Source organism: Corallococcus sp. AB045 (assembly GCF_003668895.1).
In the GTDB taxonomy this organism is placed as follows: domain Bacteria; phylum Myxococcota; class Myxococcia; order Myxococcales; family Myxococcaceae; genus Corallococcus; species Corallococcus coralloides.
In genome coordinates this window covers 1-25,242 of the sequence record NZ_RAWN01000021.1, presented here as the reverse complement: position 1 = coordinate 25,242, position 25,242 = coordinate 1, and the positions used below count along the sequence as shown (strand labels likewise).

Genomic DNA, 25,242 nt, shown 5'->3' with positions numbered 1-25,242 from the left:
GCATGCGTCGAAATCAGGACCGGCGCGAGAAGGCGGGTTAGCGTCCACCCCGTCCATGGGCGCCAAACGATACCTCTTCTCGTTCGGGCTGGTGGCAGCCCTGGTCTCCGCACTCATCCTGGGCTTCGTGCTGTATTGGGTGACGGGCAAGCCGGATGACACGGCGGGCTGGGCGGTGCTGCTGCTCGGCGTGCCGTTCCTCTGGCTCATCGGCAGCTACCTGTCGTGGTTCCGCTTCGCGGCCATGCGGCGGCGCGAGCGGCGCGACCTGATGTCCCGGCTGGCCGAAGGCGACCTCACCACGCCCATCCACACCGGCTTCGAGGGACAGGAGGACCTGCGCCGCCTCATCCTGTCCCTGCGCCGGGCCATGTCCCAGGTGCAGCGCGTGACGAGCAACCTGCACCGCACCGGCAACGGCGTGAGCGAGCAGGCCCGCATGCTGCTGGAGGCCGCGCGCCGTCAGGGCGGCGCCGTGGAGCGCACGCTCACCGCCGTGGGCGGCAACGGCACCAGCCTCCAGGTGGCCATCAAGCGCGTGCAGCACATTGAAACCTTCGCGCACGAGACGACGGGCGCCCTGCTGGAGATGACCGAGCGGCTGCACCAGGTGGTGGACGGCCTGGAGACCGTCAACGACTTCAGCCAGCGCACCAGCGGCCTCACCCAGGCGATGACGGAGAGGCTGACCCACATCGCCGCGTCCGGCGACGAGTTGGGCCGCTTCGCTTCGGAGGCAGAGGACTTCGTCGCGTTGGTGGAGGGCGGCATCGACGCCGTGCGCCGCCGCGCCACGGAGACCAACAGCATGGCCATCGCCGTCACCGCCACCGCCCAGCGCGGCGAGGCGCTGGTGGGCGACAGCGTGCAGGGCATGTACCGGGTGGAGGAGACGGTGCGCAAGGCGGCCGAGCTGATGGAGATGCTCGGCACGCGGTCGCTGGAGATTGGCCGCATCGTGGACGTCATCCAGGAGATCGCCGACCAGACGAACCTCCTGGCCCTCAACGCCGCCATCATCGCCGCGCAGGCGGGCGAGCACGGCCGCCCCTTCGGCGTGGTGGCCAATGAAATCCGCAGCCTCGCCGAGCGCACCACGCGCTCCACGCGCGAGATTGGCACCATGGTCACCGGCATCCGCGACGCGGTGGAGACCGCCGTGGCGCTGGTGCAGGAGGGCCGCGAGCAGGCCACCGCGGGCGTGGCCCTGGGCGACCGCGCCTCCGAGGCCCTGAGCGAGATCCGCTCCATCACCCAGCGCACCTTCGCCGCCGTGGAGGCCACGGTGATGGAGACGCAGCGGCTGGAGGCGCAGGGCGCCACCGTCGTGGAGGCCAGCAAGCGCGTGGCCCGGCGCGTGGAGGACATCACGCGCATGGCCATCGAGCAGTCCGGCAACGCGCGGGACCTGGTGCGCCAGATTCAGGAGATGTCGCGCGTGGGCCAGAGCGCGGGCCAGAAGGCCGAGGCCCAGGCGCGCACCGGCCGCGACCTGTCCGAAGCGGTGATGCGCCTGAGCGCGGCCATCGAGGAGCTGAGGGCCGCGCACCAGGTGCTCACCCGGGGCGACGCGTCCATTCGGGAAGAGGTCGCGCAGGTGCGCGAGGACGCGCGCCGGGTCATCCGCATTGGCGACGGGTTGGACCGCACGGTGGATCAACTGGGCCACGAGACGGCGAGCCTGGAGGCGGAGGTGTTCCGCTTCCAACTGCCGCGGGCCCGCGTGGGCGGCACGCTGAGGGTGGGCCTGCATCAGTCGGGTTCGCTGCGCGCGCGGCAGACGGTGGATCCGCTGTTCGCCGTGGAGAACCAGATGACGGAGCTGACGGCGTGCCTCTTCTCCTGCCTCGTACGGCTGGAGGACGGCATGCTGGTGCCCGACCTGGCCGAGCGATGGGACGCGGATCCGTCCGCTCGCCGCTACCGCTTCTACCTGCGCCGGGGCGTCACCTTCCACGACGGCGCCCTGCTCACCGCGCAGGACGTGAAGCGCCACCTGGAGCGGCTGATGGACCCGGCGCTGCGCTCGCCGGACCGCAGCCTGCTGGAGGACGTGGAGGGCGCGCGCGAGTACGCCAGCGGGCTGGCTCGCGAGGTGACGGGCATCGAGGTCCTGGACGAGGGCACGCTGGAGATCCGCCTGCGCGAGCCCAAGGCGTTCTTCCTCCAGCTCATGGCGCTGACCGCCACGGCGGTGGCGAAGATGGACCCGGCGGGGAAGCTGGTGGGCACGGGGCCGTTCCGCGTCGTGGGCATGCAGGCGGACCGGATGGTGCTGGAGCGCAACGCCACCTACTGGCGCGGCGGGCTTCCGCTGCTGGACCGGTTGGAGTTCGTCCTCGCGGAGACGCGCCCGCAGGCGGTGCGGCAGTTGTTGGATGGGCAGGTGGACCTCGTGTCGTTCCTGCACGTGGAGCACACGCAGGCGCATGGGCTGGACGCGCATCAGGTGGTGACCAGCACCACGCCCTCCACTGCGTTCCTGGGCCTCAACCTGAACGAGGCGCCGTACAACGACGTGCGCGTGCGGCGGGCGCTGCGCGCGGGCATGGACATCCCGGGCGTGGTGGAGCAGTTCCATCCGGGCGCACGCGTGGCCCGCACCTTCACGCCGCCGGAGCTGCTGGACGGGGCCCAGGAGCTGGGGCCCACGCCGGTGCCGGACCTGACGTTGGCGGAGCGGCTCCTGCGCGAAGCGGGCGTGCGGCGGTTGCAGCTCACCCTGCACCACGCGGTGGGCCGCGACACGTCCGCCGAGGACGCGGTGCTCTTCCGGCCGCTGATCCAGGCGGGGCTCGTGGAGCTGCGGCATGAGCAGATGCCCCCGGAGGAGTACCTGGCGCGCCTGCGCGAGGGGAAGGTCCCGGCGTTCCGCACGCTGTGGCTGGCGGACTTCCCGGACCCCGACGCGTTCCTGCACTTCCTGCTCAACTCCAGCGCGCAGACGGTGTACCCGATGGGCTACCGCAACCCGGAGCTGGACCGGATCACGGCGGAGGCGCGCGTGTCCATCGACCCGGAGCTGCGCTCGCAGCTGTACCGGCGCGCGGAGCTGCTGGCGCGCGAGGACTGCCCGCTCATCCCGCTGTACCACGACCGCACGCACGCGGTGGCGGTGGCCTCCGTACAGAACCTGCGGCTGCACCAGACGCCACCGCAGGTGCGCTTCGAGGACCTCTGGGTGGACCCGGCCGCGGGCGGCTAGGGCACGGTCCGGCGCGCTCCGGCGGGGCTGCCGTTGCGCTGGGGCCAGCCCCGGGCTTCGGTGCGCCCCCCGAGGGGGAAGGACTCCAGGAACCAGACCCCGTCGCGGCGCAGGGCCACGTGCAGCAGGTCGCCCGCGAACACCGCGCCCGCTACCTCCACGCGGCCCGGCAGGGAGCACTGGTTGAGCTTGTTGCCGAAGGCGATCCATTCGAGCCACGCCTGGCGCTGACCGTTCGGCAGCTCCGCGTCCGCGAGCACGCCCACGGTGTTCCGCTCCAGCAGCGCGGCTTCGTGGAAGGCACCGGGAAGCAACGGCGAGGGCAGCACGTCCACCTCCGAGAGGACATGGCCGTCGTCGGAGCTGAAGGAGCGCAGCACCGTGCGCAGCTCCGCGCCGGCGCAGGGAGTGCCGTCCGTGTGGTCGCACGCGAACGCGAACGCATGACCGGTCGTGCCTCCGGGGGACATGAGCACGGGCTCGGCCAGGGCAGACAGCATGCGCGTGCCCGCGTCCCAATCCAGCGCGGTGAGGGTTCCCCCATCCGTGTCCACGAAGGCCTGCGTGCCCACGAGCAACCGTCCCGACGCGAGCGCCAGTGACGGTGCACCGCCTGGGACACCCGCACCGAGTGGTTCGAAGCTCAGCGATGCGATGCCTCCGTCCACGCTCGCATCACCGAACGCCATGAGTGTCCCGCCGTCCGTGCTCACTTCAGGCGGTGCCCAGTCCGTGAAGGCCAGCCGTCCATCCCATGGCGTGTAGAGGTACGCGCCGCGCGCATCGTCCACCGCGAGCCTCGCCTCTCCGCCGCCGTCCTCCTCCGGCCCCATCGCCAGCGGCACGCCAGCGTCCGCGCTCAGCAACATCAGCCGGGAGCGCAGCGGCTCCGTGCCCGCGTCGTCGCTCCACGTGACGTACGTCAGCACGTCCCCTTCCTTCGTGAGCGCCACCCTGCCCGCTCCCGTTGTGCCGGGCACACCCTCCGGCGTCCCTCCATCCAGCGCCGCATCGGCGAACGCCAGTGACGTGCGCCAGCGCAGCTCGCCCACGCCTCGCGGCGCGTATGCCTCCAGCGCTTCCGGCGCGAGCACCACCACACCCGCGTCCGATGCCGCGAGCAGCGTCCTCGCGCCTCCGTCGTCATAGGGCGACTCGTAGCGCAGCAGTCCGCTCTCCGTGTACGCGGCGAGCCAGCAGCCCGCGTCCTCACCGCACACCGACACATAGACCGTCTCGTCGTCCACCAGCAGCACCGGCCCGCCGTCCTCCGCGACGGGCATCCCGCCCAGCTCCGCGCTGAAGACGGACTCCAGGTCTCCTGCGTCCGGACGCATGCACTCGCCCGCGCTGCACGTGCCCTCGTCCTGGCAGGGCGTGGCTGGCGCGCAGACGAAGCCGTCCGGCGGCGTCACTGACTGGCACGTGCCGCTGAAGCAGACCTGCGCCGCCTTGCAGCTCACCGCGCCGCAGGGGCTGAAGTCCGCTACGTCCACCTCCTGGCAGCCCGAGTTGCGGTCGCACACGCCCACCTTGCAGGGGTTGCTCGGCACCGGGCACGCGACGTTCGCCGTCACGCAGCCCTGCGTCGGCGAACAACTGTCCACCGTGCACGGGTTGTCGTCATTGCACGTGCGCGGCTGCCCCACGCAGACACCCGCCTGGCAGCGGCCGTTCTCCTGACAGCGGCTGCTGGGGATGCATGACGCTCCGTCCTCCTGCGGGGACTCGATGCACAGGCCGGACTCCAGGTCGAAGCGCGAGTCACGGCACTCGCCCTGCGGCACGCACGGCAGCGGGCGCACGCCCACGCCGGTCAGCTTCACCTTCGCCGTGGTGCGCCCCGCGGTGAGCACCAGCTCCCCCTCCACCGGCGTGCTGCCCGCGGAGAACAAGATGTCCACCGTGCCCGTGCCGCTGCCTCCCACGACAATCTGGGACACAACGACGAAGAAGGGCGCGTCCGTCACCGCGTCCACCGTGACGCCCGCGCGGCCCGTGGCCACCAGCGTCAGCGAACGGCGCACCTGCGTGCCCTCCAGCACCCGGCCGAAGTCCACCACCTCTTGCTGCGGCCGGAAGCTGGCGCTCGCACCGCCCACGTTGGGGCCGTCGCCACAGCGGCACCCTCCCACCAGGACGAGCAACAGGAGCAGCCACCAGCGAGCACGGGCGCGGAACATGCCCCGACTCAACCGCGCCACCCCGGGCCCGCGCAACGTGCGCCCACCCTGGCGGGTCGTCCCCGCACATTTTCCTGCCCGGCCGGGCCCGCTACGGTTCCACGGCCGACTCACGCCGCCGCGTCAGCGCCCGCACGCCGAAGCCCAGCGCCGCCACCACGAGCAGCCCGATGACCGCGTACTGGTAGCGCGACACCAGCACCGTCAGCCGCTCCAGGTTGCCGCCCACCGCCATGCCCAGCGCCAGGATGAGCCCGCTGTGCGCCAGCGCGGAGATGGCGCCCAGCACCAGCGCGTTGAAGCGCGGCATGCGCGCCGCTCCCGCCGCGATGAAGATGACGCCCCGGATGCCCGGCAGGAACCGGTTCACCAAGAGCAGCCACGGCCCCGCGTGCCGCATCCGCGACTGCACCTGCTCCAGCCGCGCGTGCGTGAGCCCGAAGAAGGAGCGCCCCGGCTGCGCCTCGAAGCGCTTCGCCAGCCACTTGCCCACCGAGTAGTTGATGAACGCCCCCACCACGCTGCCCGCCGTCACCACCGCGAGCACCAGCCACCAGGGCTTCACCCCGCGCACGGCGTAGACACCGCCCATGAGCACGATGGTGTCCCCGGGGAATGGCGGCACCACGTACTCCAGCATCGCCGCCACGCCGAGCACCAGGAACCCAAACGGCCCCAGCATCCCAATCAGCTTGTCGACATGCTCGATCCACATCCGCGCGGTGCCCTCCAGGCCCGGAAGCCCTCCGCACGAGACTTAAGTCGCATCCCCGCCCGGCGGAACCCATGTTCTCCACCAGCCGCGCGGCGGTGAACACGGGCGGGCCGGGACGCCCCGGACCCGCCCACCCCTGGCGTCAGCCGAGCGAGACCCCTCCATCGGCCGTGAGGACACTCCGCGCTCCGGTTCTTGCCGTCGAAATCACGAACGCCGCGCGAAGCCGCGAGTCCTCCCACCGCCGGGCACTCAAGCCCAGGCCGGCAGAAGCGGACGTCAGGCCTGCCGGGGCGAAGCCGCGGGCGTCGGCAGCACCGTGCCGCCGTACTGGCTCGCCGCCAGCGTGCCGCACGCCGCGCCAATCTCCTTGCCGCCCGAATAGCGCCGCGCGATGGGCGCCTTCAGAATCTGCAGGTGGTCCCGGAACGCGCTCAACTCCTCCGCCGTGGGCGGCAGGTACTTGCCCGTCGGATCCGTCACGTCGATGAGGTCCACCTTGATGGGGATGCCCTCGAACGCCGCCTTCAGCGCCTCCGCGTCCTCGCGCTCCAGGTTGAAGCCCTGGATGGCCACGTAGGCAATCATCGCCCGCTCGCGCCGCGCTTCGCTGTACTCGCGGATGGCCTGGATCAGCTCCGGCAGCGGGTGCGTCTTCTCGATGGGGAGCACCTTCGCGCGCTTCTCCGGGATGGCGCTCGTCACGCTGAACGCCAGACGGAACGGGTGCCCTTCCTTCGTGTAGCGGCGAATCGCGGGCACGTGCCCCGCCGTGGAGAACGTGATGGCCGTGCCGGAGATGGAGAACCCGGCCGGGTGCGACAAAATCTGCGCCGCGCGGATGGTCTCCTTGTAGTTGAGCAGCGGCTCGCCCATCCCCATGAACACCACGCCGCCCACGCGCCGGTCCGCCTCCGCGCGCACCTGCATCACCTGGTCCAGAATCTCCCAGGTCTGAAGGTTGCGCTGGAAGCCCAGCTTGCCCGTCATGCAGAAGTCGCACGCCAGCGCACAACCCACCTGGCTGGACACACAGACGACGTACTTCTCTTCGAAGATGGGGATGCGCACCGCTTCGATGCGGCCGCCCAGCGGCGACTCGAAGAGGTACTTCACGAAGCCGTCTTCCGCCTGCCGCCGCTCGACAATCTTGAGGGACGGCATTTCCGCCTGGGCGCGGAGCAGGTCCGCGACCCGGCGCGGCACCTGGGGTGCCAGCGCGACGGCATCCACCGTGGGACGGGCGTGGGCGAAGACACCCGCGAACACCTTGCGCACCGCGGTCGCGGACGGCTGGGCCGGCGCGAGCGCCGCTTCCAGCTCCGGCAGCGACAGTTGTTTCAGGTTCACGAGCAGGACTTGATCTTCGAGCGCAGGAACTCGGTCAGCTTCGCCGACACTTCCCGAGGCATCTTCAGCGCCATGGCGCGCTTGCACAGGCCGGGAGTCGCCCGATAGGTGCTGAGGAATTCCTCGCAGGGCTTGCAGCCCGACAGGTGTTCCTGCAGGTGCCGCGCCTCCTCCTCGGGCATTTCACCCTCGAGGAACTCGAGCAGGAGGTTGATGGAATCTTTGCAGGTATACATCCGAACCTCGGCTGGCTGCGGCTCCCCTCGTTCCTGTTCGAAGATGCCGAGGCGCCCTGGGGGTTTCACACCCCGCGATTGTCCCGGTTGTAGAACAGGTCGATGGCCTCTCGCAGCGCGAGCCGTGCCCGGTGCAGGCGGCTCTTGATGGCGGGGATGGAAGCCCCCGTCACTTCTGCGATCTGTTCGTAGCTGAGGCCGTCCACGTCTTTCAAGAGGAAGACTTCCCGGTAGCCCTCCGGCAACCGGTCGGCCGCCTGCTGGATGGCCTGCCCCAGCTCCGCGTCCAGCGCCTTCTCCTCGGCGTCCCGGCTCCAGTCCGAGACGGGGTAGTCCGCCAGGGTGCCCCGCTCCGTGAACTCAGGCGTCTGGAGCTCCGCCTCCGCCGCCTGGGCCACCCGGCGGTGACGCAGGCGCATGAGCGCGTGGTTGGCCGCGATGCGGTGCACCCAGGACCCGAAGGCCGCCTCGCCCCGGAAGTCCTTCAGGTGTTGGTAGGCGGACAGGAAGGTGTCCTGGGTGATTTCCGCCGCGTCCGCTTCCGAGCGCGTCATCCGCAGCGCCAGGCCGTACACCCGGTCCTGGTGCAGGCCCACCAGGGCCTCGAAGGCGGACACGTCACCGTCCTGGGCCCGCGTCAGGAGCCGCCGGTCTTCTTCCTGGGGAGCCTCTTGGGACATGACGTTTCCCACCCAACCAGTCGAAAGGTTCCGCGTCAAGGCCGACGGCGAGGCCGCCGGGAGACGAAGCGGCTGACGTGTCCACTGTCCCGGTCCCACAGCCGGAAGGGTTCAGCGGCCCACGCCCCGGCGTACTCCACGCCGATGCGAGGCCCCCGCTCCACCCGCGCGTCCGGCACCGGTGTCCCCAGCGACAAGTACAGCCCCTCCGAGTCCAGCGTGAGGCCGTTGTGGTTCAGGTTCAGCCCCATCACCCGGCACAGCCTTCCCGGTCCGTCTGTCCGCTCCCCGGGCGGGATGCCCTCCACCGGCTCCACGCCCCGCACCAGCACCGCCGCCGCCACCCCGGGCGCGTCCGTCACCACGTTGAAGCAGTGGTGCATTCCGTAGATGAGGTAGACGTACGAGCGCCCCGCCGGCCCGAACATCACCTCCGTGCGCGGTGTGCGGCCCTTGGACGAGTGACACGCCAGGTCATGCTCGCCCAGGTAGGCCTCCACCTCCACGATGCGGCCCACGCGCCGGCCCCGGACGCCGTCCACCACCAGCAGGGTGCCCAAGAGGTCGCGCGCCACCTCCAGGGTGGGCCGCGCGTAGAAGGACAGGGGGAGGAGGCTCATGGGCGAGGGGCTTGTCCGGGCGCGGAGGATGATGGCGGACGGCCTCATGCACAACCCTCCGAAGGGGCTGGTTTCCTTCCGCCGTCCCTGTCCGCACGGCGTCTTCTCCGCGACGCGGCTCCAGGCACGACTGTTGCCTTTCAAACCATCCCTGGAGTACGAACCCACCGACACGCTCAGCGAAACGGGGAGCCATCCCCCTCGCGCGCATCGGGCCTTGGAGGGGGGCAAGCCAGTCCTCGAAGCGCGCCAAGCCACCCGACCCATCGGGCGTCCCCGGCCGCTTGCTGCCCCCTGGGGATGCCTGGCCCCATCGCAAAGGACTCTCCGCAACCATGAAACAGGCGAACCTCCTCCTCGCGACCCTCCTCTCGCTAGGCTTCGGCGACGCGCTCGCGGCAAAGCCGGCACCCAAGGTTGAACCCGCCGCTCCAGCGGAGGCCGTGCCCTCCGGCGCGCCGACCTGGTGCGACGGCGTGACGGAGAAGCTCTCCTCGACGCCTGACTCCCTCGAGCTGGCGTCGGAGTACTTCAACGGGATGACGCTGGGGGAGATGCGCGACCTGGTGCTCTACAGCTGCGAGAACGCTGGCGACGAAGGGCGCCGCGCGTGGGTCCAGGCGGTGCGGCAGAGCCTGAGCAACCAGCACGGCCTCACGCTCGCCGACAACGAGCGGCTGATGAAGCTGGCCGCGAAGACGTATGGACAGGGCGGGCGCTACCAGGCGCCCAGCATGAATGACAACCCCGTCTGCCAGAAGCTGGCCCCCATCACGACCGGCCCCGAGAACCTGCGCCTGATTCGCTCGCTCGAGCGCATCGGCGTGGGCTGTGGCGACTGGAACACGCGGGAGAATCGCTCGGTGCTCGGCTCGCAGCATCGCAGCGAGGAGCCCGCGTTCTGGGTGGTTGACTACGAGGGTGGCTTCGACAGCGAGCTCGCGAAGGCCGTCTTCGTGAAGTCCCAGATGACCAACTTCCGCGCCCTGGGCGAGTCCACTCGGAAGGACCTGCGCTACTACCGCAACTGGGTCAACGCGTCCGGCGTCACCCTGGATGACGCGGCGTTCCGGCGGCAGCTCGCGGCCATGGACCTGCCCGAGGAGGCGGCGATGCAGGCGGTGCTGACCTTCCGCGGCGCCATGGCGGAGTTCGCGGAGCGCCAGCGCTTCATCGAGGACGCCGCGAAGAAGGACAAGGCGGTGGCCGCCATGTTCTTCAAGGGCCCCGAGGCCGCCCGCGCGCAGTGGGCCAAGGAGGCCGCCGCGAACAAGGCCGTCTTCGAGTCGGTGCTGGCCCTGGAGGCGAAGCGGACGGACACGCCCGGAGGGATGACCGGCTGCGCCAGTCAATTGTTCCCGGCCTTCCAGGGCTGGGCGCGAGACCACGCCAAGGCGAACCCCTCCACCTCCGTGCAGGAGATGACGATGGGGGGCTATCTCGGCTCCTCGCTCGCGTACGGCCTCACCCTGTGTGGCCTCAACGACAAGGAGGCGCCCGTGATGGAGCGGGTCTTCGAGTACTACCTGAGTCGGACCCTGGTGCAGCGCGGTCCCATCTCCGCCTCGGTCCAGGGCATGGTCAATGGCGCCAACGAGAGCCGCGGCACGAGCGGCCTCACGGACCTGGCGAGCCCCGCCGTGCAGCTCCCCAGCCTGGGGATGAGCGTGCACACCGAGGACTCGCCGATGGACCCGACCCGGCTGCCCAGCGGCGTCGTGGCGAAGGTGACGCCCAAGGGGAACCAGGTGCTCATCACGTTCAAGAAGGAGACGCGCAAGGAGCCGGTGTACGAGTGCTTCGACACGAAGGAGATCTGGTACGTCACGCCCGGAGGCAACGTGCGGTACCGGAGGGCCTGCAAGAAGGTGAGTGATCAGACGGTGACCGGGGCTCCCGCGCCGCTCACCGTGCCGCGCTTCGCGGCCGGGGGCATCAAGCCGGGCAATCTGATGCGGTTCTGGAAGTACACCAACGGCGAGAGCGCAGGCAGCGGCTGGCCGGTGGAGGTGTTCACCGATGGCAGCCGCAAGCGCCGGGTGAACCTGCTCGGCGCACAGCTCTGAGGTGTTCGCGCCACCCCGTCCGGAGTCCCTGGCGGGGTGGTGCTTCGAGCAGTACCGCCAGGTGGACAGAGGTCCCCCATGACCGAAGAGACCGGCTCCACGCCCAACGGCATCCCTCCCGCCTGCACGCCGAAGGAGGCGCCGCTGTTCGTTGGCCCGGAGGGTGTGTTCGGGCTCTTCGCCGGGTACTTCCCGTTCCTGTACGGCCTCGTCCCCCTCATCGGCCTGCTCGAAGGGAACGTGAGCGCCGGGGAGCTCGCCCTGGGCTGCGTCGCGCTCGGGGTCGGCGGGTACGGCATCGTCTGGGATCGCAAACGGGTCCGTCGTTCGAAGCGATTGCGCGCCGCCATCGACGCCGCCATCCCGGACGAAGACCGCATCGCGGAGGACCAGGTTCTGCCCACGCTCGCCCGCGCCTTCTCGGGGGCTGTCGTGCCAGCGACGCCGCAAGGCCTGATGGACTCGCTCCGAGATCCGGAACAGGGGCGCGCGCCCGAGCGCCACGAGCGAGTGTGCGTCACCAGGGATGGCGTCGAGCTCACCATCTACTTGAAGAGCTTCCATGCCTCATCCGGCGAGTTCGATGACCGGGGGCCTGGGATGATTCATCTCCTGGCCTACTGGCGGGTCCAGGCCCGGGTCGCGACGGAAGTGGAGTTCCGCCTGTCGCCGCGCGAGATGGCGGAACCGTTCTCCTTTCGCTGGGACCCAGTCTGGAAACCCGGCCCGCGAACGTTCGAGGCGCTCTTCCAAGTCGAGGACCCCTCGGGATGGGTGCGGACGCAGCTCCCCGCGGAGGTCCGCGCGCTGCTGCTCCAACGAACGGCGTTCGTCGTGCGGTGCACCCACGGCCGCGTGGAGTGCATGTGGCCCCAGACCGTCGTCGGCGTGACGCGCTCCCGCTTCGAGGACGCCGCGCGCATCGTCTCCATGGTTGCTCGCCAGTTGGGGGCCGGCACGGCCAGCCAGCGCGACGTGGGGACATGACACACCCGGTCACGCCCCAGCGAGTCCGGGGCGGGGCTCACGGCAGGGGGACGCCGCCGAGGTCGGCCTGGACTTCGCCCCCCCTTCCGAAAGGCGCCGCGCCCCCGTCCAACTTTCACCAGCCAACCTCCGCACGCTGGCCAGGCAGGCACGGGTGAACACCCGGGCGACGGCAGTTCACACCGGCCCGGGGCTGGGGCAGATTGCGCCGCATCATGTCCACTCCTGGCCGGCTCTCCGGTCTCCTGCTGCCTCTCTTCTCCCTGCGCTCGCGAACGGACTTCGGCATCGGTGACTTCGGTGCCATGGACGGGCTCTTCTCCTGGATGAAGGCCGCGCGTCAGCGCATGCTGATGGTGCTGCCCCTCCTCCCCACCGCGCCCGGCGACCCCAGCCCGTACGCCACGCGGTCCGCGTTCGGTCTGAATCCGCTCTTCATCGACCTGAACCAGGTGCCGGAGTTCCAGGCCACCGGCGCAGAGGGCGCGCTCAGCGACGCGCAGAAGCAGCAGCTGGCGGAGGCCCGCGCCGCGGCGCGCGTGCGCTACGACCTGGTGTTCCCGCTGAAGGACGCCGCGTTCGCGCGCGCCTTCGACCACTTCGAAAAGCACGAGTGGACCCCGCGCACGCCGCGCGCCCAGGAGTTCCAGAAGTGGCGCGAGGCGCAGGGCGAGTGGCTGGAGAGCTACGCGCTCTTCACCGCCATCAGCGAGAAGGAGGACCGCCGTCCCTGGTGGCAGTGGCCCGAAGGCCTGCGCACGCGCCAGCCGGACGCGCTGCTCGCCATCCAGAAGGAAGGCATGGAGCGCCGCGTGCGCTACCACGCCTGGCTCCAGTGGCTGGCGGAGGCGCAGTGGAACCAGGTCCGCGCGCAGGCCAAGGCGAAGGACGTGCTCTTGTGCGGGGATGAGCCCTTCATCATCGGGCAGGACAGCTCCGACTGCTGGGCCCACCCGGACATCCTGCGCCGCGACGCGCGCCTGGGCGTGCCGCCGGACGACTTCTCCGCCACGGGCCAGGACTGGGGCCTGCCCTACTTCGACTTCGCCGCGATGGAGAAGGACGACTACGCGTGGCTGAAGAAGCGCGCTGCCAAGGCGGCCAGCTACTACGACCTGCGCCGCGTGGACCACGCGGTGGGCTACTTCCGCCAGTGGATCCGCGACGAGAAGAACCCCACCGGCTACTTCGTCCCCGGAGACGAGCCCACCTGGCGCCGCCAGGGTGAGAAGCACTTCCGCCTGCTGTCGGAGGGCGCGGGCATCGTCGCCGAGGACCTGGGCGTGATTCCCCCGTTCGTGCGTCAAATCCTCGCGGACCTGAAGCTGCCCGGCTACCGCGTGCTGCGCTGGGAGCGCGACGACAACACCTACCGCGACCCGCATCAGTTCCCCGCCGTGTCGCTGGTCACCACCGGCACGCACGACACGGAGCCGCAGGCGGAGTGGTGGGAGCAGGCGCGCGAGGACGAGCGCCAGAACGCCGCGCGCACGTGGCCGGAGTTCCAGGGCGTGGCGGTGACGCGCGAGTTCACCCCGGACATCCACCGCGCCACGCTGGCCGCCGCGCTCAACGCGGGCTCGGACCTGTGCGTGCTGCCGTGGCAGGACGTGCTGGGCACGCGCGACCGCATCAACCTGCCCGGCACCATGGGCGACGCCAACTGGGCCTACCGCATCGCGCAGAACACGGACGCGCTGCTCACGGACGCCCAGACGAAGGACGCCGCGGAGCGCCTGGCGTGGCTCACCGCCTCGTCGCGCCGCTAGCCTGAAGGCCTTCCGCCCCGGGGCCGCTACCCCGGGGCTCCTGGATGACGGCCTACTGCTGGCCGCCGTCCTCGATGCACTTCACCTGGCCGGGGAAGCCGTTGAACACGGCGCAGCGGCGGCCCTCCTTCGCGCACTCCAGCCGGTCGCAGATGTTGTCCACGACGCACAGGGGCGGCGAGCGGCCGAACTCCAGGAACAGCTCCGCGCAGAGGCGGTACGGATCCGCGCAGCCGAGCGAGCCGCAGTAGGGCGTGTCGGAGAGGTTCTCTCCCTCCTTGAGTTGGACCACTTCGTCTTCGCTCACGCCGCAGCCGGTGGCGAGCACCAGCGTGGCCGACAGCAGGAGTGCGATTCGCCGGACCATAGGGGCCCGAATCTGACGCACCCCGGGCCCGGTTGCACGCGCCACGGCGGAGCCCGGAAGGTTGGCGGACAATGACCCCGTCCCCGAGGTCGTGGAATGCGACACTCTCCGCACAAAGAAACATTGCGAAACGCGTCAGGGGCTGGCCTTCCGGTAAGAAACCTGACGTGGCCGACGTCCGACTCCTCCGATTCCGCTCCGCCGTGCCCCTCGCGCTGACCGTGCTGCTCGCGGCGTGCGCCACCACCTCCAATCAGCCCACCGGACCGAAGGTGAAGTCCCTGGACATCGAGGGGGCGAAGCAGGTGGACGACGGGGACATCAAGGACCGCATCCTCACGTCCTCCACGCCCTGGTACGCGTTCTGGCCCTTCGGCAAGGCGCACTACTTCGACACCAACGCGTGGCAGGCGGACCTGCGCCGCATCGAGCGCTTCTACCAGGCGGAGGGCTTCTACCAGGCGCAGGTGGAGTCGAACGAGGTCATCCCCGACGGCGACAAGGCCGTGCGCCTCAAGGTGGTGGTCAACGAGGGCGCGCCCACCGTCATCGACCGCATCGAATCCCACGGCCTGGAGTCCCTGGGCCAGGGAAAGGACCAGCCCTCGCAGCGCGAGCGGGAGCGCATCCTGGAGGAGCTGCCGGTGAAGACCGGCGACGTGTTCCGCGAGGAGACGTGGGCGGCCACCAAGGACCTGGTGCTCCAGCGGCTCAAGGACCTGGGGTACGCGGAAGCCGAGGTGGGCGGCGAGGTGCGCGTGGACGTGGCCACGCAGAAGGCCGTGGTGGACCTGCAGGTCGCACCGGGCCTGCGCTACCGCTTCGGCAACATCTTCATCGCCACGGACGCGAACCCGCAGGTGCCGCCCCGCCGCATCATCGAGCAGGCGCAGGGCGCCGTCATCAAGGGCGCCTACTTCAGCGAAGCGGCGCTGGCGGAGGCGCAGGCGCGCGTCTTCCGCATGGGCGTGTTCGGCGCGGTGAAGGTGAACCGGGGCGCGCCGGACCGGCAGAACGCCACGGTGCCGGTGGTGGTGGACGTGCGCGAGTCGCCCTTCCACTCGCTGCGGTTGGGCGGCGGTATCGGCGTGGACGCCGCGCGGCAGGAAGGCCGCATCCTGGGCGAGTGGACCAACCGCAACTTCCGCGGCGGCCTGCGAAGGCTCACGCTGCGCGGACGCCTGGGCTACGCGTTCATCCCCAACGTGCTGGCGAGCCTCCGCAACGACCCGGGCTCCGATGAGGCCCCCGTCTTCACCTTCACCACGGAGTTCGAGCAGCCGCGCTTCCTCTTCCGCGACCTGGCCCTGCAGGCCTCCGTCACCGCGGAGAAGGGCCTCCAGCAGGCCTATTCATTCTACGGCGGCTACCTCAAGACGGGCGTCATCTGGACACCCCACCCGTCCTTCTCCGTCTTCCCCTCGTACAACCTGCAGCTCTACCGGCTGACGGGACAGGTGAGCCTGGAGGAGAGCGTCCCGCCCATCATCCTGGGCTGTGAAAACACGAACGAGAAGGGGAAGTGCGACCAGGCGCTGAGCTTCCTGGAGGTGGCGTTCGCCTGGGACCGGCGCGACGACCGCACCGAGCCGCGCGACGGCTACTACCTGGGCTTCTCCATCCAGAAGGGCGGCGGCCCCTTCTTCGGGCAGTACCACTACGTCCGGCTGCTGCCGGACCTGCGCTACTACCACTCCATTGGGGACAAGAAGGACCTGACGCTCGCGGTGAAGCTGCGCGCGGGCACGTTGGATCCGGCGGGCGGCGGGCAGAGCTCCATCGTCACCCGCTTCTTCTCCGGCGGCGCCACCGCGATGCGCGGCTTCAACGGCCAGCGGCTGTCGCCCATGACGCCGCTCACGCCGACCTTCAAGAAGGACGACGACGGCAACGTCCTGTTGGACGCGAACGGCAACCCCATCCTGGACTCCTGGGACACGGTGCCCGTGGGCGGCAACAGCCTCTTCGAGAGCTCCGTGGAGCTGCGCTACATGCTCACGGACAGCCTGATGGTCGCCATCTTCTATGACTCCGGCCTCGTGGGCACGGAGGCGCTGTTCGGCAAGAACGCCCCCAAGCTGTTCGGTCCCGAGCACTACCACGCGCTGGGCGCCGGCCTGCGCTACCTGACCGTGGTGGGCCCCATTCGATTGGACCTCGCCAGGCGCTTGAACATCGGGCGGGGATTGCCCGTCAGCGATCCCGGATACATCTATCCGTCCTCTGGTGGATGCCTGGGCTTCGGGCGCAAGTTCGACAAGGCCACGATGTCCGCCGATGCAGCGTACGCGGGTGCCCCGGAAGGGCTCTGCGCGGTCCATATCTCCATCGGAGAGGCGTTTTGAGCGAACCCACGACCCCCGCCTCCAACGCCCCGCCCCACCGGCGCAAGCGCTGGGGACGGCGGCTCCTGTGGGGCCTGCTTGGCTTCCTGGGACTCATCGTCCTGCTGGTGGTGGGCGCGCTCGTGTACGCCACCAGTCCCGGCGGGTCCGCCCGCATCGCCCGCTTTGGCGTGGACCTGGCGAACAAGCAGTTCGCCGGCCGGCTGGAGCTGGGCGGGTTCGACCTGGACTTCAACGGCGCGGTCCTCACCGGCATCAAGCTCTACACGCCGGAAGGCGACCTGGCGGCGGAGATCGCCCGCGTGGAGGCGCGGCTGAACCTGTCGCCCCTGCTGGGCCAGCAGGTGGACCTGACCAAGGTCCGCATCGAGACGCCCCGCCTGTACCTGGTGCAGGACGAGCGCGGCCTCAACCTGATGCGCGCGCTGGAGCCCCGGGAGCCCAAGCCCGAGGAGCCTCCCACTGAAAGCAAGAGCGCCCTGCGCATCCACCTGAAGGACTTCGAGCTCAGCCACGGCTACGTGGACTTCCAGCAGGAGCTGCCGGACGGCGGCGAGCGTCAGGTGCGCCTGGAGGAGCTCGGCGCGAAGGGCGAGGGCCACTACGCGCTGGCGGACATGGACTTCGCCGCGGACCTGCAGGCCACGGGCGGCCTCACCCGTCCGCTCACCGGTCCGGTGCGACTGGTGCTCAAGGGCCAGGGCAAGGACGTGGTGCGCCAGGTGGACGCGCAGCTGGGGCTCGCGGGCATCGAGGCGGACCTGGGCGCGAAGCAGACCGGTGAGACGGCCGCGGCCGTGGAGCTGCGCAGGCTGGCCGTGCCGCCCGAGCCGGTGAGGGCCTTCGTGCCCGCGTACCCGCTGGTGGTGCCCATTGAAGCGAAGGGCACCGCGTCCATGGACGGCGACCTCGCGAAGGCCCAGTTGGGCGCTTCCGCGGGCAAGGCCACGCTGGACCTGACGGGCGACGTGAACCTCAAGACGTTCCGCACCTCGGAGACCACCGTGAAGGCGCGCGGGGTCAACCTGGCGGAGCTGATGGAGAACGGCATCCCCACCAACATCGCCGCGGACCTCATCGCGCACGGCGGTGGTGACAGCGTGGAGACGCTGGACGGCGACGTGGCCCTCACGGTCACCCCGTCCGAGTTCCGGGGCCAGTCGGTGGGGCCCATCGAGCTGAAGGCCAGCGCCAAGGACGGCCGCTACAACGTGGGCAACCTGCGCGTGATGATGCCCGGCGCGGCGCTCGTCGCGTCCGGCGAAGGCACCGCGAAGGCGCTGGAGGCGCGTGGCAGCCTGTCCGCGGGCAACCTGAAGCTGCTGTCGCAGGCGCTCGACAAGCTGTTGCCCGGCGGCACCGTGCCGCCCATGTCCGGCAGCGGCTCGCTGGAGCTCCTGGTGAAGGGGCCGCCGCGCTCGCCGGGGGTGAAGGCGGACGGCAACTTCGTGGCGCTGAACTACGGCGACATCGCCATCCAGGACCTGTCGCTGAAGGCGAGCGTGCCGGACGTCACCCGTCCACTCACCACCGACGCCACCGTGCTGGTGAGCGAGCTGAAGACCGCGGGAAAGACGTTCCGCGACCTGTCCCTGGCGCTCACCACCGGCGAGAACCGCGAGCTGAAGGCCAGCGTGCGCGTGGACGGTGACGCGAAGCTCGCGCTGGGCGTGGAGGGCACGGTGGACGAGGACAACGAGGGGCTGGCCATGCGCGCCTTCTCGCTGTCCTGGCCGGAGGCCACCTGGACGCTCCAGCAGCCCACGCACCTGGCCTTCGGTGGCGGTCGCATCGCGCTGCAGCCGCCGCTGGCGCTCGCGTCGGGGCCGCAGACCTTGAAGGTCGCCGCGGTGAAGGACGGCGAGCGCGTGGACGCGCGCATCGACCTGGGCGCCTTTGATTTGTCGAAGCTGCCGCGCATCGCGGTGCCGGAGGACCTGGGCCTGGGTGGCACGCTGTCCGGCCATGTCGCGGCGAAGGGGCGCATGGCTCGGCCGGACGCGGACGTGGACCTCACCCTGGCGGATGGCCGGGCTCGCGGCTACGAGGGCCTGGGGCTCCAGGTGAAGGCGCGATACGTGAAGGACCGCGCCACCGGCACGCTGGGCGCGGAGCTGAACGCGGCGCGTGTGTCCTCGAAGTTCGACGTGCCCGTGCAGGGCGTGCTGCGCCGGCGCAACGAGCCCCTGTCCCTGACGGTGAGCCTGGAGAAGCTGGACGTCGCGGAGGTGCTGAAGCTGGCGAACCAGCCGCCCGGCCCTTCCGGTCAAATCACCGGCACGCTGGTGGTGGACGGCTCCGCGAAGGACCCTCGCCTGGACCTGAAGGTGGTGGGCGAGGACCTGCGCTACCCCGGCCGGCCGGAGGCCCTCTTCGCGCAGGCGCTGGGCTTCGAGCTGCGCGCGAGCTCCGCCGCGAACGACGCCACGCTGAGCGCGCGGCTGGACGTGAAGGGTGTCGCGCCGCAGGCCTACGTCCTGGTGAAGACGCCCTTCACGCTGGGCGGCGTCATCGCGAAGCCGCCCACGCCCGCGCAGGCGCTGGAGGCGCCGCTGCACCTGGAGGCGCTGGTGGCGGAGCTGCCCTTGAAGCTGCTCCAGGGCGCGGAGGGCGTGGACAAGCCGGACGGCACGGTGACGCTGAAGGCGGACGTGAACGGCCCCGCGCTCGCGCCGCAGGGCCGCGTGGAGATGCAGGCCCGGGGCGTCACCGCCAACGGCCTGCCGCCCCTCAACGGCACCGCGCTGGCGCTGGCGGGCAATGAAGACGTGAAGCTGACGCTGGACGTGCAGCGCCCCAACGGGCCGCTGGCCACGCTGGAGGCGCGCGTGATGGCGCCGCTGGCCGCGCTCCAGGACCGCGAGGTGGTCAGCCGCGTGCCCTTCCGGATGAAGGGACGCGTGGGGCCCGTGCCCCTGAGTGAGATTCCCGGCATGGCGGTGCAGCCGGCGCAGGGCAACCGCGGGCCGCAGGGCGTGCTGTCCATGGAGCTGGTGGCGCGCGGCACGCCGGAGGCTCCGGAGCTGGAGCTGAACGCGGGCATGCAGGGCCTGGGCGTCGCGCAGACGGCGCTGGGCCAGGCGCGGCTGCACTACTCCTATTCCCAGGCGAAGTCCCTCTTCGACGCGATGCTCACCGCGCCCGGCGGCGGGTCGCTGCTGATGGGCGGCACCATGAACCTGGACCTGTCGCTGCCCGCGTTCCAGTCCGCGCAGGGGCCCGCGCAGAAGGCGGAGCGGGCGCCGGTGGAGGTGTCGCTGCGTGCGCGCCGCTTCGACCCGACGTTCCTCTCCGGCATCTCCCCGTACGTGCGCTCGCTGGGCGGCATCATCCAGGCGGACGCGAGCCTGGGCGGCACCGTGGGCGCGCCCACCTTCAAGGGCGACCTGGCGTGGAAGGACGGCCGGCTGGGGCTGATGGGCTTCGGCGAGTACCACGACATCCAGCTCGCGCTGAACGCGTCACAGGAGCGAATCGACCTCAAGAAGCTCACCGCGAAGTCCGGCAACGGCACGCTGGAGCTGACGGCCACCGCGAACCGCCAGGGCAAGAGCGGCGAGTTCGTCCTGCAAGGCAAGGGCAACACCAAGAACCTGCCCATCGTGGTGGAGGACCAGCTCATGGCCCTGCTGACGCTGAACCTGTCCATGAAGGGCAGCCTCAGCGAGCGGCTGGTGAACATCAGCGACCTGTCCATCCCGGAGGCGCACGTCGAGCTTCCGGAGGCCAAGCGCAAGGACCTGCAGCCCCTGGAGCGCCCCGTGGACGTGGTGATGGTCCGCAACGGCGTGCCGGTGGACAAGCGCAAGAAGAAGGAGAAGGCGCCCACGCAGGTGGCCACGTCGCAGAAGGCGCAAGACCCGCGCAACGCGCCGGACTCGCCCGGCATGCCCGGCAACCCGGAGTCGACGCTGGGCAGCGGCGGCGCGGGCGGCCCCACGTCACAGGCGGAGGCGGAGACCCTGGCTGAGGATGGCGAGGAGGAGGAAGGGCCGCCGCAGCGTCAGTTCTGGGTGAACATCAACGCGCCCCGCAACCTGTGGGTGCGCGGCACGGACCTCAACGTCCAGCTGGGTCTGTCCGAGGGCTTCCGCGTCGAGTACGCCAACGAGGCGCGCATGTTCGGCGAGGTGATGGTGCTGCTGGGCCGCGTGGACGTGCTGGGCCGCCGCTTCGACGTGCAGCGCGACAGCCAGGTGCGCTTCACCGGCCCCGTGATGATGCCGTACATCAACGTCACCGCCGAGCACCGCAACGACAACGCGAACGTCACCGTCTTCGTCACCGTGCGCGGCCAGGGCAAGGAGGTGACGCTGAAGACGACGAGCGAGCCGGCCCTGCCGGAGTCGGAAATCTACACGCTGCTCGCCACCGGCCGGCGCACGCTGGAGCGCGGCTCCGGTGCGTCCATGAACGCGGGCGCGCAGGCCGCCTCCGTGGTGGGCTCGTTCGTCGCCAACGAGGCGCGCAAGGCCATCGCCTCGAAGCTGCCCCTGGACGTGCTCTCCATCGAAGCGGGTGACAGCGGCATCGCCGGCACCAAGCTGGAGGTGGGCACGTACGTGACGGATAAAATCTACGTGGGCTACACCGGCCGCGTGGGCGCCAACCTCCAGCGGGGGGAGAACGCCAACGCCGTGCGCTTCCAGTACCTCTTCAGCCCGCGCTGGAGCCTGGAGGGAATGTACGGCGACGCGCGCTCCGGCGGCCTGGACCTCATCTGGACCAAGGAATACTGACCGCCCGGACGTGTAGCGCGTCCCGTCCGGGCGGCGGTGTGATGCCCTACAGCGAGTACGCCGCGTAGCACGTGCCCACGGGCCCCACGCCCGTGCTGCCCGCGCCCGGCGCGTCCCGCCACACGCCCTCCGCGCCGCACTGCTGCCAGAGGGTGCTGCTCACCTGCACGCAGGTGCGCAGGGGCACGCTCCGGCCCAGGCGCGTGGAGGCGCAGTACGGGAAGGACACGTTGCAGTTGGACGGCTTCGCGGTGGTGCCGCCAATGAAGACGCCCTGCGAGCACTGGCGCCACAGCGCGTCCGACGAGCTCTGCACGCACGAGCCCTCCGGCACCGTGGCGTCCACCGTGCCGGAGTAGCAGCCCTCCGCGGTGGTGAGCGTCCACGCGTACGCCGTCTTGTAACGGTTGTAGATGGACGCCATCAGCGACGAGCCGCCCACCGTGGTGCGTCCACACTGGATGGCGTACGCGCCCACCCAGGGCGTGTACGTGTAGAGCGCGGCGGTGGCGTGGTTCACCGGCTTCACCGAGCACGGGTCCGACGTGGACTTCGTCACGCCCGTCTTCCAGCCGGAGATGGTGGCGCGCCCCGCCTCCAGGTCGGTGAGGTAGCCGCGCATCTTCTTCGCCGCGCACTCCACCTGCTTGCCGAAGCCCACGTATTGCGCGTCACAGCCGCTGCCGTCCGGACAGCCACAGCCCGTGGCCTTGCTCAGGTTGGTGGACGTGCCGCTCTGGATGAGGCTGGACTCACCCTGGATGCGCGCCAGCATGTAGAGCGGGCTGATGTTGGACGCGCGCGAGCGCTCCACGATGAGCGTCGCCGCCGTCTTGCCGTAGGCCGGGTCCGTGTAGCCCGCCAGGTACGAGCCCTGCTGCTGGAGGAACGCCTGCACCTGGGCCGGCGTGATGCCTGTCCCACCCGTGACGTCCGAGTCCTCCAACAGGCGGTGCATGTCGTACTTCGTCGTCGCCTCCTGGAGCACCTGCCCGGTCAGCTCGTCGATGACGGGCTCGGGGGTTTCATCCAGGGGACCGCAGCCGGCCGCCAGCAGCGCCGGCACCAGCAGCACACACCATCGGAGCTTCATCACGCACACCTCGGGGGAAGGCCGGCCGTGGGCCGGTGGGGCGAGCGTGACTCAAGACTTCCAGGCAAGGGAGGGAAAAGCTCCCAGCGGTGAGGGGCATGGGAGGACGGGGCCGGAGTAGAGTTCTGGACATCATGCGGACCCCTGCCCTGTTTCGTCGGAAGTGTTGGCCGTTCCTCGCCGCGGGCCTGCTGGCCGTGGCGGGCTGTTCGGATTCGAGTGAGCCGGGTGAAGAGCCCGGGCCGGGCACGGATGGGCCCGGGGTGACGCCGGGCGAAGGCTCGGAGTGCCTGGGCGCGAAGTTCCTCACCACGCTGGGCAAGAGCACGGTGCTGGTGGGCGCGCAGATGGAGGAGGAGACGTCGGGGAAGGCGCCCTTCGACGTGCGCTACCTCTACGTCGCGGCGGGCCTGTTCGATTCGAAGGACGCATGCCAGTCGTGCACGTCCGGGTGCACGTCCGACGGCAAGTCATGCGTCGGCGGCAGCTGCAATTGGTGGGGCTGCTGGCAGTACGACCAGGACCCGCCCGGTGCCTACGTGCGCGACTTCATCAAGGCCACCCAGGCGAAGGGCCAGCTCCCCTTCATCACCTACTACGAGGCGTTCCAGGCCAGCGGCTACACGGAGGGCGAGGAGCAGCTGAAGGCGCTCAACGACTCGGCGTTCCTGGGTCGCTACCTCGCGGACTGGCGCTTCCTGCTGAAGCAGGTGGGCCAGGAGAAGGCGCTGCTCCAGATTGAGCCGGACATGTGGGCCTACCTCCAGTTCTTCCCCAAGGACGGCAAGGCGCAGTCCACGCCGGTGGCGGTGAAGGCGGCGAACCCCACGGACTGCGGCAGCCAGGAGAACAACGCCGCGGGCCTGGGCAGGTGCATGATCGCCATGGCGCGCAAGTACGCGCCCAACGCGAAGGTGGGCCTGCACGCGAGCGCGTGGGCGACGAAGACGGACGTGTCCGGCAACACGGACGCGTCGTTCGACGTGGCTGGCGAGGCGAACAAGGTCGCGGACTTCCTCCTGTCGGTGGGCGCGGGCGACACGGACTTCGTCACGGTGGAGGCGTCCGACCGCGACGCGGGCTGGTACCAGCAGACGACGGGCAGCGCGGTCTGGTGGGATCCGGAGAACCGCAAGCTGCCGCACTTCCACCAGGCGTTCACCTGGGCGAAGGCGGTGTCCACGCGGCTGAACAAGCCGCACATCTGGTGGCAGCTGCCGGTGGGCAACATGTCCCTGCCCAACATCAAGGAGCAGTGGCGCGACAACCGCGTGGACTACTTCCTCACGCACCCGGGCGAAGTGGCAGCCGCGGGCGGCGTGGGCATGCTCTTCGGCGCGGGCAACTACGAGCAGACCACGCCGGAGTCGGACGGCGGCAACCTGGTGAAGCGCGTGAAGGCGTACAAGGACGCGGGTGGTCAGGCTGCGTGCGTGAAGAACTGAGCCGCTGAGCGGTGCCGTGCGCCCGGGCCGCGTTCAGGCCCGGGCCCGCGTGCGCTTGGAGGCCGCGGGCTTCTTGGCTTTCGCTTCCTTCCGGGCCTGGATCTTCCGGATGTATTGCGTGGCCTCCGGCGTCTCGCAGGCCGTGTCGCCGTGGTCCACCTCCACCTTGCCCAGCCGCTTCGCCGTCGCGAGCGCCGCGGTCTGGACCGCGCCTCCGGTGGAGCCCACCGCGATGAGCGCGCCGTTCATCGCCTCGCGGACGCGGTTCTTCGCGCCGGGCAGCTCCTGCTCAATCCGCGTCACCCACGGCAGCAGGTCCTCCCCGGCGAGCACCGCGGTCTTCATGAGCAGCGCGGACAGGCTCTGCCACCCTGCCCGCCCCACCCATTCGGACTTCGACTGTGTCCACGTCAGCGCCTTCGCCGCGTGCGGTGAGCGCAGCACCACGTTCGTCACGAAGACGTCCGTGAGCGTGTGCCAGTCCAGCCCCTTCGCCCAGGCGTCCAGTTCCTTCCAGGGCATCGCGGGCGCGTCCACCACCATCGTCGCCAGCAGCCGCGCCTCCGTGTGGCCCGACGCCCAGAGCGCCCGGGCGAGCACCGCGTCCGTGCCGATGCGCTTCTTCAACGCCGTCAACGGACCGAAGTTCACACCGGACAACGGATGTGGAGCCCCGTGGCGCAGATAGGTCTTCCGCGTCTGCTCCGTGCCCAGCCGCTCCAGCTCCCGCATCGTCTCTTCCAGGGTCATGTCGCGCGGGATTCTGCCAGCACTAGCTCAAACGAGTGACTGTCACTCCCCGTGTCCCTTCTCCAACTTGCGGCCCGTGAAGGGTGGAGGTCTCACCTGCGAGGGGGAAGCGATGACCAGCGCTGAATACCTGTCCGATGTGGAGTCCCTCGACGCCATGGATCCCTGGGAGGGCGCGGATGCCCTCCAGGAGTTGGAGGACCTGGCGGATGAGTTCAGCGAACTGGAGGGCTTCGAGGCGGACCCGTTCGAGCCCTCGGGCTTCGAACCGTCGGGTTTCGAGCCCTCGGGTTTCGAGCCCTCGGGCTTCGAGGATGACGGCTTCGAGGAGCTGTTCGCCGAGGCCGAGGCGGAGGACGCCTTCCTGGAGGAGGACGGCTTCGAGGGGTTCGAGGCGAGCCCGGCCAGCGGTCTGTTCGTGCCGGCCACCAGCAACCGCCTCGTGTCCGGTCCCGCGGCGGTGGCGCTCGCGCGGACGCTCAACCCCTTCGTGCTGGAGTCCATGGACGCGGATGACGCCGAGGCCTTCCTCGGCCGCATCACCCGGCGCATCCGCAGCGCCGCGCGCGGCATCGCCCGGGGCGTGCGGCGGGCGGGCCAGCTGGGGGCCGCGGCGCTGCGCCGCGCGGGACCGCTGCTCGCCCGCGCGCTGCCGGTGGTCCAGCGCGTGGCGGGGCTCGCGGGGCCGTGGG

Annotated in this window: 16 protein-coding genes and 1 pseudogene; 8 read left to right on the top strand and 9 right to left on the bottom strand. The window is 70.4% G+C overall.

Annotated features, from left to right (window positions below):
- Window positions 1-55: 55 nt before the first annotated feature.
- A complete protein-coding gene (locus D7Y21_RS07545; RefSeq protein WP_120561294.1) occupies window positions 56-3,205 on the top strand; it encodes an ABC transporter substrate-binding protein in 3,150 nt (1,049 codons plus the stop codon).
- Here the strand turns inward: D7Y21_RS07545 and D7Y21_RS07540 are convergent.
- The 6 genes from D7Y21_RS07540 to D7Y21_RS07515 form a co-directional block, all read right to left on the bottom strand.
- Window positions 3,202-5,388 (bottom strand): hypothetical protein, encoded by a 2,187-nt coding sequence (locus D7Y21_RS07540; RefSeq protein WP_121712180.1) that lies wholly within the window; start codon window positions 5,386-5,388, stop codon window positions 3,202-3,204. The two genes, D7Y21_RS07545 and D7Y21_RS07540, sit on opposite strands and share 4 nt — an antisense overlap.
- 91 nt (window positions 5,389-5,479) lie before the next feature.
- On the bottom strand, window positions 5,480-6,103 hold the full coding sequence (locus D7Y21_RS07535; protein ID WP_121712178.1) for a DedA family protein: 624 nt from the start codon (window positions 6,101-6,103) through the stop codon (window positions 5,480-5,482).
- 279 nt (window positions 6,104-6,382) lie between these two features.
- The gene (locus tag D7Y21_RS07530) at window positions 6,383-7,453 is read right to left on the bottom strand and encodes a radical SAM protein (protein ID WP_120561291.1); all 1,071 of its coding nucleotides are present in this window, start codon (window positions 7,451-7,453) and stop codon (window positions 6,383-6,385) included.
- Window positions 7,450-7,689, bottom strand: coding sequence for an anti-sigma factor (locus D7Y21_RS07525; RefSeq protein WP_014399836.1), 240 nt, complete (start codon window positions 7,687-7,689; stop codon window positions 7,450-7,452). The genes D7Y21_RS07530 and D7Y21_RS07525 overlap by 4 nt, the downstream gene beginning before the upstream one ends.
- Before the next feature lie 65 nt (window positions 7,690-7,754).
- A complete protein-coding gene (locus D7Y21_RS07520) occupies window positions 7,755-8,369 on the bottom strand; it encodes an RNA polymerase sigma factor (protein ID WP_121712176.1) in 615 nt (204 codons plus the stop codon).
- 35 nt (window positions 8,370-8,404) lie between these two features.
- A complete protein-coding gene (locus tag D7Y21_RS07515; protein ID WP_121712215.1) occupies window positions 8,405-8,989 on the bottom strand; it encodes a DNA-3-methyladenine glycosylase in 585 nt (194 codons plus the stop codon).
- A gap of 335 nt (window positions 8,990-9,324) precedes the next feature.
- Between D7Y21_RS07515 and D7Y21_RS07510 the strand changes: the two genes are divergently transcribed.
- The 3 genes from D7Y21_RS07510 to D7Y21_RS07500 all read left to right on the top strand — a co-directional run bounded on the left by D7Y21_RS07510 (window position 9,325) and on the right by D7Y21_RS07500 (window position 13,811).
- Window positions 9,325-11,055: a hypothetical protein gene (locus tag D7Y21_RS07510; RefSeq protein ID WP_120561289.1), complete on the top strand. Its 1,731-nt coding sequence runs from the start codon at window positions 9,325-9,327 to the stop codon at window positions 11,053-11,055.
- Between the two features lie 78 nt (window positions 11,056-11,133).
- Entirely contained in the window at window positions 11,134-12,042 is a 909-nt protein-coding gene (locus D7Y21_RS07505; protein WP_121712174.1) for a hypothetical protein, read from the top strand.
- 215 nt (window positions 12,043-12,257) lie between these two features.
- The gene (locus tag D7Y21_RS07500; protein ID WP_120561724.1) at window positions 12,258-13,811 is read left to right on the top strand and encodes a 4-alpha-glucanotransferase; all 1,554 of its coding nucleotides are present in this window, start codon (window positions 12,258-12,260) and stop codon (window positions 13,809-13,811) included.
- A 52-nt stretch (window positions 13,812-13,863) separates the two neighbouring features.
- On the opposite strand, the gene D7Y21_RS07495 is transcribed toward D7Y21_RS07500, so the two are convergent.
- On the bottom strand, window positions 13,864-14,178 hold the full coding sequence (locus D7Y21_RS07495) for a hypothetical protein (protein ID WP_120561287.1): 315 nt from the start codon (window positions 14,176-14,178) through the stop codon (window positions 13,864-13,866).
- 167 nt (window positions 14,179-14,345) lie between these two features.
- Here D7Y21_RS07495 and D7Y21_RS07490 point away from each other — a divergent pair, with 167 nt between their 5' ends.
- The gene (locus tag D7Y21_RS07490) at window positions 14,346-16,523 is read left to right on the top strand and encodes an outer membrane protein assembly factor (protein ID WP_233612011.1); all 2,178 of its coding nucleotides are present in this window, start codon (window positions 14,346-14,348) and stop codon (window positions 16,521-16,523) included.
- On the top strand, window positions 16,520-21,262 hold the full coding sequence (locus tag D7Y21_RS07485; protein WP_121712172.1) for a translocation/assembly module TamB: 4,743 nt from the start codon (window positions 16,520-16,522) through the stop codon (window positions 21,260-21,262). Before D7Y21_RS07490 ends, D7Y21_RS07485 begins: the two co-directional genes overlap by 4 nt.
- Before the next feature lie 46 nt (window positions 21,263-21,308).
- Here D7Y21_RS07485 and D7Y21_RS07480 read toward each other — a convergent pair whose 3' ends face one another.
- Window positions 21,309-22,355, bottom strand: a complete 1,047-nt coding sequence (locus tag D7Y21_RS07480) for a hypothetical protein (protein ID WP_120561285.1) — start codon at window positions 22,353-22,355, stop codon at window positions 21,309-21,311.
- Window positions 22,356-22,489: 134 nt separating this feature from the next.
- Here D7Y21_RS07480 and D7Y21_RS07475 point away from each other — a divergent pair, with 134 nt between their 5' ends.
- Window positions 22,490-23,800, top strand: coding sequence for a hypothetical protein (locus D7Y21_RS07475; RefSeq protein WP_233591340.1), 1,311 nt, complete (start codon window positions 22,490-22,492; stop codon window positions 23,798-23,800).
- 33 nt (window positions 23,801-23,833) lie between these two features.
- On the opposite strand, the gene D7Y21_RS07470 is transcribed toward D7Y21_RS07475, so the two are convergent.
- Window positions 23,834-24,550: a DNA alkylation repair protein gene (locus tag D7Y21_RS07470; RefSeq protein WP_121712170.1), complete on the bottom strand. Its 717-nt coding sequence runs from the start codon at window positions 24,548-24,550 to the stop codon at window positions 23,834-23,836.
- Window positions 24,551-24,662: 112 nt separating this feature from the next.
- On the opposite strand from D7Y21_RS07470, the pseudogene D7Y21_RS07465 reads away from it, so the two are divergent.
- Window positions 24,663-25,242, top strand: a pseudogene (locus tag D7Y21_RS07465) (hypothetical protein); the annotation flags it as partial.